13 protein-coding genes and 1 tRNA gene are annotated in these 16941 nt (G+C 59.1%); 9 read left to right on the plus strand and 5 right to left on the minus strand.

Features of this window, described 5'->3' with window-relative positions; genetic code table 11:
- Positions 1-25: 25 nt before the first annotated feature.
- The 7 genes from AC0V6Q_RS14900 to AC0V6Q_RS14930 are packed head-to-tail and all read left to right on the plus strand — an operon-like array spanning position 26 to position 10521.
- Positions 26-2467, plus strand: coding sequence for a VirB4 family type IV secretion/conjugal transfer ATPase (locus AC0V6Q_RS14900; RefSeq protein WP_486169160.1), 2442 nt, complete (start codon positions 26-28; stop codon positions 2465-2467).
- Positions 2464-3654: a TrbL/VirB6 family protein gene (locus AC0V6Q_RS14905; RefSeq protein ID WP_486169161.1), complete on the plus strand. Its 1191-nt coding sequence runs from the start codon at positions 2464-2466 to the stop codon at positions 3652-3654. Before AC0V6Q_RS14900 ends, AC0V6Q_RS14905 begins: the two co-directional genes overlap by 4 nt.
- The gene (locus tag AC0V6Q_RS14910; RefSeq protein ID WP_486169162.1) at positions 3651-4487 is read left to right on the plus strand and encodes a TrbG/VirB9 family P-type conjugative transfer protein; all 837 of its coding nucleotides are present in this window, start codon (positions 3651-3653) and stop codon (positions 4485-4487) included. The genes AC0V6Q_RS14905 and AC0V6Q_RS14910 overlap by 4 nt, the downstream gene beginning before the upstream one ends.
- 15 nt (positions 4488-4502) lie before the next feature.
- Positions 4503-5627 (plus strand): TrbI/VirB10 family protein, encoded by a 1125-nt coding sequence (locus tag AC0V6Q_RS14915; protein ID WP_486169163.1) that lies wholly within the window; start codon positions 4503-4505, stop codon positions 5625-5627.
- Positions 5624-6682: a P-type DNA transfer ATPase VirB11 gene (virB11, locus tag AC0V6Q_RS14920; RefSeq protein ID WP_486169164.1), complete on the plus strand. Its 1059-nt coding sequence runs from the start codon at positions 5624-5626 to the stop codon at positions 6680-6682. The genes AC0V6Q_RS14915 and virB11 overlap by 4 nt, the downstream gene beginning before the upstream one ends.
- Before the next feature lie 54 nt (positions 6683-6736).
- Positions 6737-8974 (plus strand): RNA degradosome polyphosphate kinase, encoded by a 2238-nt coding sequence (locus AC0V6Q_RS14925; protein WP_486169165.1) that lies wholly within the window; start codon positions 6737-6739, stop codon positions 8972-8974.
- Positions 8971-10521, plus strand: a complete 1551-nt coding sequence (locus tag AC0V6Q_RS14930) for a Ppx/GppA phosphatase family protein (protein WP_486169166.1) — start codon at positions 8971-8973, stop codon at positions 10519-10521. Before AC0V6Q_RS14925 ends, AC0V6Q_RS14930 begins: the two co-directional genes overlap by 4 nt.
- Here the strand turns inward: AC0V6Q_RS14930 and AC0V6Q_RS14935 are convergent.
- Complete coding sequence (locus tag AC0V6Q_RS14935; RefSeq protein WP_486169167.1) at positions 10518-11420, minus strand: queuosine precursor transporter; 903 nt, start codon at positions 11418-11420, stop codon at positions 10518-10520. The genes AC0V6Q_RS14930 and AC0V6Q_RS14935 overlap by 4 nt on opposite strands.
- A gap of 72 nt (positions 11421-11492) precedes the next feature.
- Between AC0V6Q_RS14935 and AC0V6Q_RS14940 the strand changes: the two genes are divergently transcribed.
- Together AC0V6Q_RS14940 and AC0V6Q_RS14945 are read left to right on the plus strand one after the other, a co-directional pair.
- A tRNA-Arg gene (locus AC0V6Q_RS14940) sits at positions 11493-11569 on the plus strand.
- A 489-nt stretch (positions 11570-12058) separates the two neighbouring features.
- A complete protein-coding gene (locus tag AC0V6Q_RS14945; protein ID WP_486169168.1) occupies positions 12059-12757 on the plus strand; it encodes a Crp/Fnr family transcriptional regulator in 699 nt (232 codons plus the stop codon).
- Positions 12758-12777: 20 nt separating this feature from the next.
- Here AC0V6Q_RS14945 and AC0V6Q_RS14950 read toward each other — a convergent pair whose 3' ends face one another.
- The 4 genes from AC0V6Q_RS14950 to AC0V6Q_RS14965 all read right to left on the minus strand — a co-directional run bounded on the left by AC0V6Q_RS14950 (position 12778) and on the right by AC0V6Q_RS14965 (position 16925).
- Complete coding sequence (locus tag AC0V6Q_RS14950) at positions 12778-14355, minus strand: putative bifunctional diguanylate cyclase/phosphodiesterase (protein WP_486169169.1); 1578 nt, start codon at positions 14353-14355, stop codon at positions 12778-12780.
- A gap of 137 nt (positions 14356-14492) precedes the next feature.
- A complete protein-coding gene (locus AC0V6Q_RS14955) occupies positions 14493-15359 on the minus strand; it encodes a CheR family methyltransferase (protein ID WP_486169170.1) in 867 nt (288 codons plus the stop codon).
- 16 nt (positions 15360-15375) lie between these two features.
- Positions 15376-16524, minus strand: a complete 1149-nt coding sequence (cheB, locus tag AC0V6Q_RS14960) for a chemotaxis-specific protein-glutamate methyltransferase CheB (protein WP_486169171.1) — start codon at positions 16522-16524, stop codon at positions 15376-15378.
- 35 nt (positions 16525-16559) lie between these two features.
- Complete coding sequence (locus tag AC0V6Q_RS14965) at positions 16560-16925, minus strand: response regulator (RefSeq protein ID WP_486169172.1); 366 nt, start codon at positions 16923-16925, stop codon at positions 16560-16562.
- Positions 16926-16941 lie beyond the last annotated feature (16 nt).

Here is a 16941-nt window from a genome sequence, read left to right on the forward strand (position 1 = left end):
GGCCTTTTAAGGAGGGCCTGTACGTATGGTGAAATGGATCGGACCTGCAAGCTGGAGCGCTAAGGAAGCGCTTGTTGGCGATCGCCTGCCGTATGAGCGGTTGGTCGACGAAAGCACCGTCCTTTTGCGCGATGGGTCCGTAATGAGCGTGATCCAGGTGCCCGGACTCCTGTTCGAAACAGAGGATTCCGACGCGCTCAATTCGCATGCCGCAACACGCGAAGTTGTGCTGCGCTCGACCCTCGATGCGCGCTTTGTGCTCTATCACCACGTGATCCGTCGGCGGGTCGAGGTCGAGCTTGATGCCGAGTTTCCAGATGCCCTTTCCCGCCATATCGATGCGCGCTGGAAAGAGCGGCTTGCGGGTGGCTCGCTGTTTATCAATGACCAGTTTGTGACCCTTATCCGTCGCCCTGCGCGCGGGAAAACGGGCCTGCCGGAACGGATTTCCAAATTCTTCTCGCGCACCACGGCCGAAGAGCTCGAGGCCGATCCCAAAGACATTCGCAGCCTCAAAGCGGCGGTGACTGGCTTGACAGCCGCGCTCTCGGCCTATGGGGCGAGTGTGCTTGGCGAATACAATTCACCCGCTGGCGGCACGAATTCGGAGATGCTGGAGCTGCTTTCCGCGCTCTACAACGGCGAGATGCGCCCTGTCCGGCGGCCTTCGGATGATACCGACATCGGCCATATGATCCCCTATCGCAGGGCGAGCTTTGGCCTCGATGCGATGGAGTTAAAAGGATCGGGCCAACCCGATTTTGCTGCGATCCTTGGCCTTAAGGAGTATCCCGAGGCGACCTCTCCTGGACTGCTCGATCCTCTCTTGCGCCTGCCGTTCGAGATGATCGTGACCGAGAGTTACGCGCCCAATGAACGCACCACAGCGCGTGAACGCATTGATCTTGCGCTGCGCCGGTCACGTTCGGTTGACGAAGAGGCAGCGGCTGAACGGGCCGATATGATGGCGGCGCGCGATGCTCTGGGCAATGGGGCGGTGGGCTTTGGCGATCACCATCTGACGGTGCTTGTGCGCGAGCGCTCGCTCGACCGGCTCGATGATGCTTGTGCCTCTGCTGCGGCGGCATTGGCAGATACGGGCGCGATTGCCGTTCGCGAAGACACCAATCTGGAGCCCTCTTTCTGGGCGCAATTCCCCGGCAATGAGGATTACGTCGTTCGCCGCGCGCTGATTTCGTCGGCCAATATGGCGAGCTTTGGCAGCTTCCACGGCTTTGCCTTGGGACAGGCCAGCGGCAACCATTGGGGCGATGCGGTAACGCTGCTCGAGACTACGAGCGCCACACCGTTCTTCTTCAACTTTCACAATGGCGATCTCGGCAATTTCTCGGTAATCGGGCCGTCGGGCTCGGGTAAGACTGTGGTGATGAACTTCCTGGCGGCTCAAGCGCAAAAGTTCAAACCGCGCACGATCCTGTTCGATAAGGACCGGGGCGCAGAGCTTTTTATCCGCGGCATTGGGGGGCGGTATGACCGGATCAATCCGGGCGAGCCAACCGGCTTTAACCCGCTCGCCCTGCCCGATACCCCTGCGAACAAAGCGTTCCTTCGCGATTGGCTTGGCGTGCTGCTTGAGGCAGACGGGCCAGAGGAATTTGCCACGATCAGCGCGGCGGTCGATGCGACCTATGCCAACGATCCTTCTCTTCGCCGTTTGCGGCATTTCAAGGAATTGCTTGCGGGCGCACGCCGTCCGCAGCCGGGCGATCTTGCTGACCGGTTGAGCGCATGGATCGGTTCCACCAGCGGAGATGGCGGCGAACACGCCTGGCTGTTCGACAATGAAGTCGATGCACTTGATCTCGACAACCGTGTCCTCGGCTTTGACATGACGCAGCTGCTCGAGAACCCGCGTCTGCGCACGCCGACGATGATGTACCTCTTCCACCGCATTGATGAGCGGCTTGATGGTGAACCCACCATGATCCTGATCGACGAGGGGTGGAAGGCGCTGGACGATGAGGTGTTTGCTGCGCGCATTCGCGATTGGTTAAAGACGCTGCGGAAACGCAACGCTTTGGTCGGGTTTGCAACGCAGTCTGCAAAAGACGCGCTCGAAAGCCGCATTTCAACTGCTCTGGTCGAACAGACCGCGACCATGATCTTCATGCCCAACAGCCGCGCACGGCCTGAGGATTATTGCGACGGATTTGGCCTGACAGAACATGAGCTGGCGCTCATCCGCTCGCTTCCCGCTCATTCGCGCTGTTTCTTGGTGCGCCAACCTGATGCGAGCGTTGTGGTGCGGTTGGATTTGTCGGGAGCACCCGAAGTTCTCACCATCCTGTCAGGACGCGAGGCAGCGGTGCGCAGGCTCGACCTGCTGCGTGCAGCCGTTGGGGACAGTCCCAGCGAATGGTATCCCGCGCTCACCAATCAAGCTTGGCCCGATGGCAACGCGCAAGTAAACGAAGACGGTTCGCCCGTCTGGCAGGCGGCCGAATGACGACCGCTTGCGATCTTGTCGCCGAGGAAATGGGCTCGGGCGTTGCCGGAGCATTGACGGCGGTTGACTGCATCGCAAGCGAGGTCAGCGAGCAGGCGTTCAACCGCCTGTTTGGCACAGATGGCCAGCTGGGCGTCGCTTTGATGGTGGTGCTGACGCTTTATGTGGCATTTTTCGGCATCTCCCTGCTGCTTGGCCGGTCGAACCTGTCGATCCGGGCGATGATCCCGAGGATGGTCACTATCGGGCTTGTCCTGACCTTTGCGACCAGTTTTGCCGCGTTCTCGACCGTCTTCTACAATCTGTTTGTCGCGACGCCCGACTATCTCGCCGGCGTGCTGACCGATAGCGAAGGGTCCGCAACCGCCACCTTCGCGATGAAGCTCGATATTGTGTTCCTTGCAATCCAAGAGGCGAGCACGGGGATTGAGGATATCAGCGCATTTTCGCCGCCCGGCATGATGTGGATCGGGGCGATGTTGCTTCTGATCGGCACTGTCGGCCTGTTGGTGACGGCGCGCATCGGCTTGGCGCTGCTCCTCGCGGTGGGGCCGATTTTCGTAGTGCTTGCCCTCTTCAACGGGACAAGAGGCCTGTTTGTGGGCTGGCTCAAAGGCATGGTGATGCTCGCGCTCGCACCTTTGTTCGCAGTGGTGGGGGGATCGCTGATGCTGGAAATGGCAGTGCCCATCCTCTCCGCTCTTGTTTCCACCCCGGGCCAGATTGACCAGCAAGCCGCGATGGCGTTTTTCCTCGTGGGCTTTGTCCACTGCATGCTCATGCTGATGGTGCTTTATGTGGGTTCAAAGATGGTGAGCGGGTGGCAGGTCTTTGGCTTTGCATCGCCCGATGTGGTGACAACGCCCAATGCCGATGCTTACCGCACCGCTCCTGTGGCACCGCTCGCGGCATCGCTCGACCGGGCGGTTCAGGCGACACCTGCGGCGACCATGACCAATCCTCAGCGCCGGATCAATGTGGCCATGGCGAACACTGTTGCCGCCAATGATGGTGGCGGCCAATCCGGCTCTACCACGGTGCGTGAGACCAAGGTTTACGCGACCAGCTCTGGCAATGCTCAGAGCGCACCCACTTCCGCTGCTGCTTCGCGTACAAGGGGGATTGGCAACCGTTTCCGCTCGGCCTCTTCTACGCCCGCGCGGAAAAATTCGGAGACTTCTCAATGAACCCGTTAGGAGCTCGGGCAAAGCCATTTGGGCTTTTTCTTTTCGCAGGATCGCTGGCGCTTGCTGCGCCTGCATATGCGCAAGATCCAGCCCCTGGCGCACCTGCCGATCCGCGCCTTGTGACGCAAGTTTTTGACGAGGCGCAGGTTTACACGATCAACGGCCGCGTAAAGGTACAAACGACGATCAAATTTGCCCCCGATGAAGCGATCCAGAACGTTGCAATTGGTGACAGCAGCGCGTGGCAGGTGCAACCCAATCAGGCGCAGACCCTATTGTTCGTAAAGCCGCTGGCGACATCGGCGCGCACCAATATGACTGTTGTGACAAACCGCCGGACCTATCTGTTCGACCTTGTGGCGTCCCCTCGCAATGCGCCGCTTTACGTGCTGCAATTCCGCTATCCAGAGCTTGAGCGCGCGGCTGAAGAGGCCGCGATTGCTGCCGCTGCCCAAGCAGAGAGAGAAGCGGCCAATGACGTGGAGCTTGCCGCAGCGCGTGATCCATATGCGGTGGTGGACCCCGCGCGATTGAATTTCGAATGGGCCCCCGCCGGAGAGCGTGGCCTGTTCCCCGCGCGTGCCTATGATGATGGGGAGGCTTTGTTCCTGACATGGCCCGCAGGCACCGCCATTCCGGCGATCCTCACCACCAATGAAGAAGGCGACGAAGGGCCTGTCAATTTCACCGTTCGCGGGGAGACTGTGGTGGTCGATACCGTCCCGCCTCAGATCATCCTGCGATCAGGCAAAGAGACGGCAACACTCACCAATCTTGGCCCCACTTCAAAACGAAGCGCGAGCGCCGACACAAACGGCCCGCGCGGTTCGTAAGAGGGAGATGACATAATGCGACTTGCTATGCGACTTCCATCCAAATCCGGCGGCAAAGGGCCTGTCGATACGGACCCGCGTGAAGAGACGAGCGCCGAGGTCATCGACCTTGCGAGTCGCAACGGGTTTTCGCCCGTGGCGCAGCGCAAGACCAAAACCGAAGGGCTGGGATTGGCGGCCGGTGTTGCCATCGTCGGTCTTTTGGGGGCGACCACATTTTGGGCAATGAACGCCGCGCAATTGCCGGAACCCGAGACAGTCGGAACCGCCGCTCCCGCACCAGTGCCCGCCACCGTCCCTCCCGCAGGGCCAGTGGAAGTGGCAGCGCCGGTTGCGCCAGTTGTGGCTCCGGTTGATCCCGCACCATCTCCCGTCCTTGCGAACCGTCCTGCGACAGGCCCGGCGGTCAATCCTTATGCGACGCCCTCGCTTGTCTTTGATGCCAGCGCCGCTGCGCGTCAGGCCGCCAATGCAACCGAAGCAGTCGCCGCGCCAGCTGCGGGCAGCGCGGTCAATGAAAATGGCTCAGGCGGTTCAGCCGCTGCGTTCGCCAGCCGTATCGGAGGGGTGGGGGGCGCACCTGCTCAGGCACGGGCAATGACCAATCCGTCCACCACGGTCACGGAAGGGACGATGATCCCCGCGATCCTGGAGACCGCGATCAACACCGATGTGCCAGGATATGTCCGCGCTGTTGTTAGCCAGGACGTGCGCAGTTTTGATGGCACAAAGGTGCTCGTCCCGCGTTCCTCGCGCCTTATCGGTCAATATCAATCGGGCGTACAGCAAGGGCAAAAACGCGCCTATGTCATCTGGACAAGGCTCATTCGCCCCGACGGCGCATCGGTCAATATCGCCTCGCCGGCGGTCGCCTTTGACGGGACCACTGGGCTTGAGGGCGATGTAAACAACCACTTCTTCCGCCGCTTTGGTTCAGCCATGCTGCTCTCAGTCGTCGGTGGGCTTGGCGCAATTGCGTCTGGTGGGACTTCGGTTGTGCTTGGCGGAGCAGGGCAAAGCGCTGCCTCCATCGCGGCACAGCAAGACGGCGCCATCAGCCCCACAATCCGCGTGCGCATGGGTGAACCGATCCGCGTCTTCACCGCGCGCGATCTGGACTTTAGCACGGTTGCGCAATGAGCGCGGATATACACTCCCTCAACACCTCTCCGGAGGCTGGGCCGGTAGAGACAGGGCCGGTTGAGACAGGGCCGGTGGAGGCACCGGACGCACCGATTGCAGGCGAGCGCAGCGTCTATCTTGATGCTTATCTTGCCCCGTTCCGGCGCTGGCTCGAACAAGACACCGTAACAGAGATCATGGTCAACAAGCCTGGCGAAGTCTGGGTCGAAGATGCACGTGATCCGGGCATGAAGAAGATCATCACGCCCGAGATTGACGACCGCCTTGTGCAACGCCTCGCCGAACAAGTCGCGCGGGTCAGCCATCAGGGGATCAACCGCGAACACCCGCTTTTGGGGGCGACCTTGCCAGATGGCGCGCGTATTCAGTTTTGCGGCCCTCCTGCAAGCCGCAAGCACTGGGTCATGGCCATCCGCCGTCACCGCAGGCTTGATCTGCCGCTTGATGCCTATGACGCGGGGCCATTGATGGGCGAGCAAGAGGTTGCCATGCCCGATGCCAGCCGGGAGCCTATCGCTTACCTGCGCACCGCCATTCAAAATCGCCGAACGATCCTGATCTCGGGCGGGACAAGCACGGGCAAGACCACTTTCCTCAACGCGATGATGGGAGAGATCCCGCGCGAAGAGCGTGTAGTGATGGTTGAGGATACGCCTGAGCTTAAATTCCCCGGCGCGAATTCGGTTGGTCTTGTCGCTGTGAAGGGTGAGCTGGGAGAGGCGAAGGTCACTCCCAACGAACTGCTTCAAGCCGCCCTGCGCCTGCGCCCGGACCGCATCGTCTTGGGCGAGCTTCGCGGCGCTGAAAGTGTCTCTTTCCTTCGCGCTATCAACACCGGCCACCCGGGCAGTTTTTCGACCATCCACGCCAATTCCTTGCGCGGCGCGCTTGAGCAATTGTCGCTTATGGTGATGCAAACGGGGATCGGGCTGACGCGGCAGGATACGATCGAATATGCCGCAAGCGTGATCGACGTGATCGTCCAGCTTGGCCGCGATGGTACAGGCAAGCGCGGGATCACTGCGATTGCGGATAGCAAATCTCTCCTTTGAAAATCGCCTCGCAATTGCCATCTGGGTAGCTGAGAGAAAGCAGGCAGGACCCCAATGAGCAGCCCGAATATCCTTGATGCAGCAATTAACGCGACCATGCCGCATGCATCTGTCTCGGCAGCTTCTCCTCCCTCGGTTCCGCAGGTTGTAAATGCGCCGGGCAGCGAGAACTATTTCAACCGCGAGCTTTCCTGGCTGGCCTTCAACGAGCGCGTGTTGGCCGAGGCTTGCAACGAGCGCTATCCGCTGCTCGAACGTTTGCAGTTCCTTTCGATTTCCGGGAGCAATCTCGACGAATTCATGATGATCCGCGTGGCGGGCCTTGTCGGGCAAGCAAAGCGGGGAATTGAAAAGCCCGCAATCGATGGTCGCACCCCGACACAGCAATTGACGGCCATTCGAAACAAGCTTGCCGCGATCACTGCGCGCCAACAGCATATCTGGCGCGATCTTCGTGCAGCACTGGCCGATACAGGCATTCATATCGCCGATGAGAAACGGGTTGAGCCCGCGGCTCACGCATGGCTCGAGGCATTCTTTCTCGATGAGATTTTGCCCGTCATCACCCCTCAGGCGCTTGATCCGGCGCACCCGTTCCCCTTCGTTCATAATGAGGGGATGGGATTGCTGTTCACTCTCACGCGCGAGGCCGATCAGGAACAGATCAGCGAGATGATCCTGATCCCCACAGCTTTGCCGCGCTTTGTCCGGGTGCCCGGCGATATCGCAGGGGCAGGCGAGGCGGTCTACATCTCTATCGCGAGCCTTATTCAGCGGTACGCGGCGAAGCTGTTTCCCGGTTTCAAGATTGAAGGCGACGGTCTTTTCCGGGTCCTTCGCGACAGTGATATCGAGATCGAGGAAGAGGCCGAAGACCTTGTGCGCACTTTCCGCAGCGCGATCCAGCGCCGCCGGCGCGGGCAAGTGATCCAGTTGGAACTGGAAGAAGATTTCGACCCGCAGGCCGAAGCGATCCTGCTCGACCAATTGGGCGTGCACGAGGCCGCCGTCATCAAAACGGACGGCATGATCGGCATCGACGGCCTTGCAAAAATCGTCGATGAAGACCGCCCGGACCTCAAATTTGACGCTTACTCCCCGCGCTATCCCGAACGTGTTCGCGAACATGATGGCGATGTGTTTTCTGCGATCCGCGAAAAGGACATCGTGGTCCACCACCCCTACGAAAGCTTCGAGGTAGTGGTCGACTTTATCCGGCAGGCCGCAGCCGACCCTGACGTGGTCGCGATCAAGCAGACGCTTTACCGTGCGGGCTCTCAATCTGCCGTTATCAATGCGCTTATCGAGGCGGCTGAAAACGGGAAATCGGTCACCGCAGTGGTCGAGTTGAAGGCCCGTTTTGACGAAGAACAAAACCTCAAATGGGCCGCCAAGCTGGAGCGCGCAGGGGTTCAGGTGATCTATGGTTTCACCGATTGGAAAACCCACGCGAAAATTGCGATGGTGGTGCGACGCGAAGAAAGCGGTTTTCGTACCTATTGCCACTTTGGCACTGGCAATTATCACCCGGTCACAGCCAAGATTTACACCGATCTCAGCTTCTTTACCGCCGATCCGAAACTGGGTCAGGACGCGGCGAAGATGATGAATTTTGTGACCGGCTATGTCGAACCAACCGACCTTGAACACATCGCTATTGCGCCGCTTAATCTTCGCGAGAAGATTTATGAGCGGATCGATGCGGAGATAGCCAATGCGCTGGACGGCAAACCAGCAGCGATCTGGATCAAGTGCAACCAGCTTACCGATTCCGGCATGATCGACCGGCTCTACGCCGCAAGCAATGCAGGGGTTTCGGTCGAACTGGTGGTGAGGGGCATTTGCTGCCTTAGACCTGGAGTTCCTGATCTTTCCGAGAACATTCGCGTGAAGTCGATTATCGGCCGCTTCCTCGAGCACAGCCGCATCTACGCCTTTGCCAATGGTGAACCGATGCCAAGCCCCGGAACTTTGGTGTATATTGCATCTGCCGACCTTATGGGGCGCAACCTTGATCGCCGTGTCGAAGCACTCATTCCGATACTCAATCGCACAGTGCACGATCAGATCCTTCAGCAGGTCTTGCTCGCCAATATGCTCGATGTCGAACAGAGTTGGTGGCTTCATGCAGACGGCAGTTATGCACGGGTCGAGCACCCTATCGAAGGTGACAGCAAGCCCTTTAACTGCCACAGATATTTTATGACAAACCCATCCTTGTCAGGTCGCGGCGGAGCATTGGAAGCGGGCGGTGTGCCCAAGCTCTCCTTGCGCAAGGGACGCGCTGGATGAATTCGGCGAAGCGCCGTGCGAATCGCGAGGGGACTTTCTCGGGAAACACGCCTGGCCGCGCGATTATTGATATCGGGTCCAATACGGTTCGCATGATGATCTACGGTGGCTCCATGCGAGCACCCACCGTGCTTCTCAATGAAAAGGTCTCCGCAAAACTCGGGCGAGATATTGCGAGCAAGGGCGTTCTGGCCGACGAAGCGATCGAGCTTGCGATGCGCGGGCTCGAACGATTTGCGCTTTTGCTTCAAGACCTGAAAGTCGAGAACGTCGAAACGGTCGCCACTGCTGCTGTGCGCGAGGCTAGCAATGGCAGCAAGTTCATCAGCAAGCTTAAGAAGCTTGGGTTCGATCCCAAGATTGTCACCGGCGAGGAAGAGGCGTGCCTGAGCGCCAATGGCGTCATCGGCGCTTTCCCCGGCGCGCGCGGGACGGTTGCCGATTTGGGAGGCGGGAGCCTCGAGCTGGTGCGCATAACCGACAAGGGTGTACGCGATCCGGTGTCCTTGCCGCTTGGCACTTTGCGGCTTCCCGATCTCCGCGGCGAAACGCGTTCTGACATGCGGAAGGGGTTGGAAAAAGCTCTCAAGAAAGGCGCGCCTGATATTGTCAAAGGCGAGCCGCTCTATCTTGTTGGCGGTACGCTTCGCACGATGGCGGTTTATGCAATGCAGGAGCAAGGTCACCCGCTTTCCGACCCCCACGGCTTTGAACTTGATCCCAAAGCAGCCAAGCGCTTGCTAGGTAAGGCGCTCGCGAACGAGACGATTGAAAGCCTCAAGATGCGCGACCGGATTTCCTCCATGCGCGCCGAGAAGCTGCCAGATGCCTCGGTTCTGGCAGAGGCGATGCTTTCGCGGTTTGAACCCAGCCGGATCATCTTCTCCTCCTGGGGCATTCGCGAAGGATTGCTCTTTGATTCGCTGCCCGAGCACACACAGTCACGCGATCCTCTTCTGGCAGGTATCTCGGTCTTCGCTGCCCAGCGCGGTGCGCCCGCAACTCTGGCAACGCGTATCGCTAGCTGGACCGTTGATGCAGCGCCTTCACGTGGTCCCGAGAGCGAACCTCATGGAACCGAGAGGCTGCGCATGGCGGCGACCATGCTGGCGCTTGCTTCTATGCAGATCGAGCCCAATATCCGGCTGCCGCAAGCGATTGACTGGGCCCTGCACAAGCGCTGGATCGCGGTCGATGGCAAAGAGCGGGCGATGCTTGCAGCGGCCATTGCCGCCAATGGTAATGCGCTTGACCTTCCTGACGAAGTGACTGCTTTGGCGAGCGAGGAAGCGCTTGAGGAGGCGATCTGCTGGGGCCTTGCGACACGCCTTGCCCGAAGGCTTGGCGCGGGTTCGCGCCGGTCCCTGCAAGAGAGCCGCCTTAGCGTTGAGGACGGCAAACTTACCTTGCGGCTTGCAGAACGTCAGGCTGCGCTTTTCGGCCTTACCCCTGAAAAGGACATCAAACTCCTTGCCGGGCGCCTTGGTCTTGACTGGACCGTTGAAATCGTGGGCGATGACGAATTGCGTATTGGCGAGGTCTCCTAAGCTTTCCGCGTCGAAAAGGGCGAGAAATCGGTGTCTGTGTCAAACAGATCCACCCCTTCTGCCTTCTTGAGCTTACCCACCACGAAATAGGTCACCGGCGTCAAAGCTGCCTCCCAAAAGACCTTCAACAGCCAATTGGTGATCATGACGGTGATGACCAATTCGGTGCTCCAGATGCCGTAGAACGCAAGCGGGTAGAAGATCAGGCTGTCGACACCCTGACCCACAACGGTCGAGCCAATCGTACGGGTCCAGAGCGCCTTGCCTTTGGTCCAGACCTTCATCTTGGCCATCACATAGGAATTTACGAATTCGCCCGCCCAAAAGGCGATGATGGACGCGGCCACAATGCGCCATGCATTGCCAAAGACGGAGACATAGGTTTCCTGACAAATCTGCCCCAATGGCACATCATTGCCGCCACGAGCCGTCAGCGGGCCTTGCCCGTCAAAGCCGCTTGCCGCGCAACGCCAGTCATCAAACGGGGGCAGGGCGACCACGACATAGCTCATGAAGGCAAGGAACAGCATGGCGGCAAAGCCGGTCCAGATCACCCGCCGGGCCCGTGCAAAGCCGTAAATCTCTGTGAGGACGTCGCCGATCACATAGCCCAATGGAAAGAACAGGATCCCCGCGCCGTAAACGAACACGCCGTCGGGTGCAGGCCAAAGATCATCGGGCCAGAACGGCACTTCGACAAAGGTCGTTTTCGCAGCGCCAATGATGTTCGACAGCAACAGGATCGCGACGAAGGCCGCCATCACAAAGTCATAGTATTTGAACGTCACCGGTGCGCGGCTGGTCGCCTGAATACCGTCATTTGGATCGGTATCGAAGGCGGCGCCCCTATCGATGCCCCTATCAATGCCCTGATCCGGAGAGGTTTGGTCTTTTTCCATTGCTCAGCCGTTAGCGCGATTTGAAACTGACGCAAAGCACGCTATGGCGCGCGATATAGGCACCCACGATGCGCGCCCTTAGCTCAGTTGGATAGAGCACGGGATTTCTAATCCTGAGGCCGCAGGTTCGAATCCTGCAGGGCGCGCCACCTCCCCTGAAATCGTAACCCTTTCTATCCATGCGATTAAACGCAAGTTTTGACACACTTGACACACTGTCCAGGGCAAGAAATCGGTTCGATTGAAAACGCGCGGTTTGATCGGGAAAAGCGATTAAAGCCGGGCGAGGACAAGCAAGCATCCTCAAGCCTTAGCAAGCGCTCTTGCAGTAGGAAAATGGCGGGTAAGGCCCACACTTCCCCCCGAAGTGTGGGCCAGGCGCCGGAAGGGTGCACCACCCTTCCGCTCGGGTCGCCTTCTTTTGCCCCCGCGTATGCTCCCCCCGCTATGCGTGACGGCGTTTGCGTGACGTCGTAAGCATGGGGGTCATTTAGGCAGGGTCGTTCTTTGGGTCTGTGATGACCATCACTATTCAGCTCACAAATTTTGCGCCAATGTGTTTGAAACTTTCGAAAGCCGCCCCTCAGGGGTAACGCTTGAGAGTGCGGTTTCAGGATATGGTGCAGGGAAGCGCGAATATGGATACGGCCAAAACGATCATTGATACGCTTGCCTCCGATAGCCTTTTGCACGCGCTATCGCCCGAGCAGTTGGAGCGTTTGCTCGCCAAATCGACCCGCCGCACGCTCAAGAAAGGCGACGTGCTCATCAACCAGGGCGATGAGGATGGCGACTTTGCCGTCTATCTCCTGTCCGGCGCATTGAAGATCAGCTTTGTCAGCGCTGGCGGGCGCGAGATCATCCTCAACTATTGCGCGCCCAATGAGCTGGTGGGCGAAATCGCCCTCCTCGACAGCGGCCCGCGAACCGCATCGGTAACAGCGGTTGTCCCGTCAGAGGCATTGTTATTGCCGACCAGCGTGTTCCTTGAAACGGTCTCGACCAATCCTGCGTCGGTTGTTGGCGTGATGCGCGAGCTTTCCCGGCGGGTGCGGCAATTGAACCTTGTGGTCGAAAGCGACCGGACGTTCTCCATGGGCCCGCGATTGGCCCGTGCGCTTGTGCGCCTGGTCGATCAATCGCGCGATGACGGGCATTTGATCTACGACCCGAGCCAGAATGATCTGGGCGCTTTTGCAGGGTTAGCGCGCGAGAATGTCAGCCGCCTGCTCTCAGAATGGGAAAGCCAGGGCATCATCGCGCGAGAGGGCCGCGCATTGCTGGTTCGCGATGCGGAATATCTCGAACTGCTCGCCGAATTTGGCGATGATGTTTGAAACGGCTTACGGCTAAGGGCCTATCGCGCAGCCCGTAGTTTCACAGGGGTAGGCTCGGCCATTCGGGGCATGGCCGTCACGGCAGCTTCGCAGCGGTCGAAATCGCGCCCCGACTGAAGCTCGATCAGCGCGTCGACCTGCGGGGCGGGCATGGGTTTGTAATACAGCCAGCCCTGGATCTGGTCACAGCCAGCCAGGCGAACCATGTCCGCCTGATCGTCTGTCTCGACACCTTCTGCGGTCACGCCCATTTCAAGCGCGCGGGCAACGGCGATGCTGGACAGCATCATGGCGCGGCTTCCCTCGTCCTGGCACGCCTGAACGACAAGGCTGCGATCCAGTTTCAGCTTGTCGAAACGGAACTGGCGCAGAAATCCGATCGAGGCGTAGCCTGTGCCAAAATCATCGAGCGAGATTTTTACGCCGAACTTGCGGATCACATCCAGAGTGCGTTCGGCGACATGCGGGTCGAGCACCAGATAGGTCTCGGTGACCTCCAGCTCGAGCATGTGGGGGGGATAGCCGGTCTCTTCCAATATCTCGCCCAGCTTGATCGCAAATTCCGAGTTGCGCAATTGCGCCGCAGATATGTTGACCGACAGGGCGATCCCCGGCCAGCTGCGCGCTTTGGTCATGGCTTCTTTCAGGACCCACAGTCCGATCGGGTTGATGATCCCCGATTCTTCGGCCACCGGAATGAATACGTTTGGCCCGATCCTCTTGCCATCGGCAGGCACCCAGCGAAGCAGCGCTTCAACAGCGACGATCCGGCCCGATTGGGCATCGACCAGCGGCTGATAGTCCAGCTCAAACTCGCCTCTCTTAAGCCCCAGGCGCAATCCGTCTTCGAGGTTGCGAACGATTTCGCGGCGTTGATCGAAGCTTGAATTGAACCATGTGCAACGCATTTTGCCGCCGCGCTTGGACATATACATGGCCACATCCGCGCGCCGCATAAGCTCGGATGCATCGAGGTGCATTTCAGCGGTGCTGGTGGCAAGGCCGACGCTCGCGCCAATCGCCAATTCGCGGTTGCCAACGCGGACAGGCGTTTTTAACCGGTCAAGGATTTTGCGGCACAACCCTTCGAGAATAGTGCCAGCGAGCGGGCCTTGCGCAACAGCTGCAAACTCGTCACCGCCAAGGCGGTAACAGCGTGCCTCATCGCCGACCAATTCCTGCAAAAGCGAAGCGCACTGCTTGATCAGTTCATCGCCTTCAGCGTGGCCGTAGCGGTCGTTGATCTGCTTGAATCCATCAAGGTCGAGCATCGCCAAAGCGAACTCTTCATCGCCTTGTGCAAAAGCGCGGATATCATCACGAAGCGAGCTGCGGTTGGGCAGGTTAGTCAGGTGATCGGTGAGGGCCAATTCTTCCAGTTCGCGCACATTGGCATAGCTGCTGCGGCTGACGAAGAAGATCGTGGCAGCATAGATGAGCGCGCCAGCGATGAGCAGATGGCTTGGATTGGCGAGGGACAGATGCTCGCTTGCGATGACAACCAGAGCAATCGCGGAAACCACCAACGAGACAGTCGCGAGCGGGAACAGCACCAGTCCTGTTGGAGTCAAACGCAAAGGTTTGTTCGGTCCTGGCACTCTGCTTCCCTTATTGAACAGCGATCGTCCGTCGCTTGCGCAGAACGCTAAAGAGTAATGGCTAAATTTCTGTAAAATCCGGTCCCGGGATAAACTACGCAGCGATGGTTCAAGATCAATATACCGGACGCGCCTGTTCAGGCGATTCGCGCGGTGAATTCTGCCTGTTGCATGGCGCCGCTTCGTTCGAAAAAGCTGGCGCGGTTACTGGAAGGAACGAAGGCATCGGAGTGCGGCGATACCGTTTCACCAGCGCCGACCATCAGAAAACCGTCACTTGCAAGAGCATCTGCCAGCCTTTGACAGGCCAGTGCACGCTTTCGAGCGTCGAAATACAATAGGACATTGCGGCACAGCACAAGGTCAAACCGGCTGCGTCCCGGGGGTTGATCCAGCATGTTGTGCCGTTCAAACCGGCAAAGGCGGCGGGCATTGTCGCGCAAGCGCCAACCACCTGGAGCTTCGTCGAAATGGCTTAGCATTGCCGCGACACCAAGCCCGCGCTGGACTTCGAACTGGCTGTAATGACCCTCCCGAGCCGTAGCGATCGCTTTGCGAGAAATATCGGTCCCGAGAATCTCGATGTTCCATCCGGCCCATTGGCCCTTTTGCTCTTCAAAAAGCATTCCAAGGCTGTGCACTTCCTGTCCGGTCGAACATCCCGCGCACCAGATGGACAACCGCCGCGTATGCGCCCGGCGCCTTTTCAATTCCGGCAGGATTTCCAGCGGAATTTGATCAAATGTCGGCTTGTCGCGGAAGAAATAGGTTTCGTTGTTCAGCAGCGCCTCTACGATTTCCTCGGCCAGCCTTTCATACTCTGACCGGCCGGACGCTGCATCAAGCATGCACACCAGTTGATCGATATTGGCGATGCCGTGATGGCGAAATACGCCCGAAAGCGCAGAGGTCAGACGCCATTTGCGGTTGTCTGTCAGCTGTTGCCCTGTCCTCTGGGTCAGAAGGTCGGCGATTATCCGAAAAGAGGCCTGGGAGATTTCCATATATCTTCAGCCGCACTCAGGCGGCGGGCACCTTGGTATTGGCAAACTTTGCCATAATCGCCTGGCCAAGACCTTCAGGGGTGTCGATGTGGCTTGCGATGCCTGCCTTTGCGACCGCGCCCGGCATTCCCCAAACCGCACAACTGTCTGCGTTTTGCGCCCAGACTGTGCCTCCTGCATCGACCAGCTTTTGTGCGCCATCGTGACCATCCCGCCCCATTCCGGAAAGGATGATCGCAAGAACACGGCCATCGCAGGCCTCTGCAAGGCTGGCGAGCATGGGATCGACCGATGGCAAGCATCCGCTGGCGGCTGGAGCGGCAGAGGTGCGGACAATCAGGCGATCTGCAATGCGGCGCACACACATGTGCCCATGGCCGGTCGCAATAGCGATTTCGCCTTCACGTATTTCTGTCCCGCCTTCCGCGATTTTTGTGGGACGCCCGCTGGCCACTTCGATTTGTCGCGCGAAAACGGGGATGAAATTGCTGGGAAGGTGCTGCGTTATCAAAATCGGCAGGGAGCACGCTGCGGAAAGCTGTCGCAGCAAGAGGTTGATCGCATGAATGCCTCCGGTAGAGGCTCCAATCGCAATCACCTCGGGCTGTTTGAGCAGGGGGGCACTGCGCGATGACGTGCGCGGCTCGCCGTTTTCTCCATCCGAAGGGGCTGCATCGGACGGGTCGCCGCCCAGAGCACGGATTTTGCCGAGAAGCTGGCTGCGATAATCCTCGTTAAAGCCGCCGGGCCGCGGTTTTTGCAAAGTGTCTGCGGCCCCGCTTGAAAGCGCTTTGACGGTCGCTTCTGCGCCATCCTGCGTGAGCGAGGACACCACGAGAACCTGCGTTCCCGGACATGCTGCAAGGATTTCGGGCAGCGATTTAAGCCCGCCCATGCCGGGCATTTCCAGATCGAGCAGCACGACGTCGGCCGGTTCTTTCCTGATCTGGACAACCGCGCGTTCGCCGCTGCTTGCGGTTCCTGCGATTTCCATTGCGGGATCGCCTTCGACCATGCGCCGAAAGATCGTCCGCACGGTGAGCGAATTGTCCACGATCATCACGCGGATCCGCGCGCCCTTGGCCGCTTTATCGGGAGATTTGGCCGGTGACTTGGCCGGTGACTTGGCCGGTGATTTGGCAGGTGGCTGCGAAGAGGGTCGCAATCGCGCCTGCCCTTGGGGAGGGCGGGGCGGAGCGTTCACGGGAAGCCAACAAGTTGCAATTTGATCTGGAGCGTTTCGTGGTCAAACGGCTTCATCACATATTCGTCAGCGCCCGCGCTGATCGCTTCGCGAATGTGCGCGACATCATTCTCTGTGGTGCAGAAAACAACCTTGGGCTTATCGCCGCCTTCGCGCTTTCGCAGATGGGTTATGAACTCGATCCCCGTCATGACCGGCATGTTCCAGTCCAGCAGGATGACATCGGGCATAGCCTTGTCACAGGCATCCAGACCCAGCTGGCCGTTCTCGGCCTCGTCGACTGTAAAGCCAAGCGTTTCAAGGATGTGCCTTGAAACTTTGCGGATTACCTTTGAATTGTCAACGACAAGGCAGGTTTTCATTCGTGGTCCCCGAGAT

It is taken from the genome of Erythrobacter sp. S227, assembly GCF_057364925.1.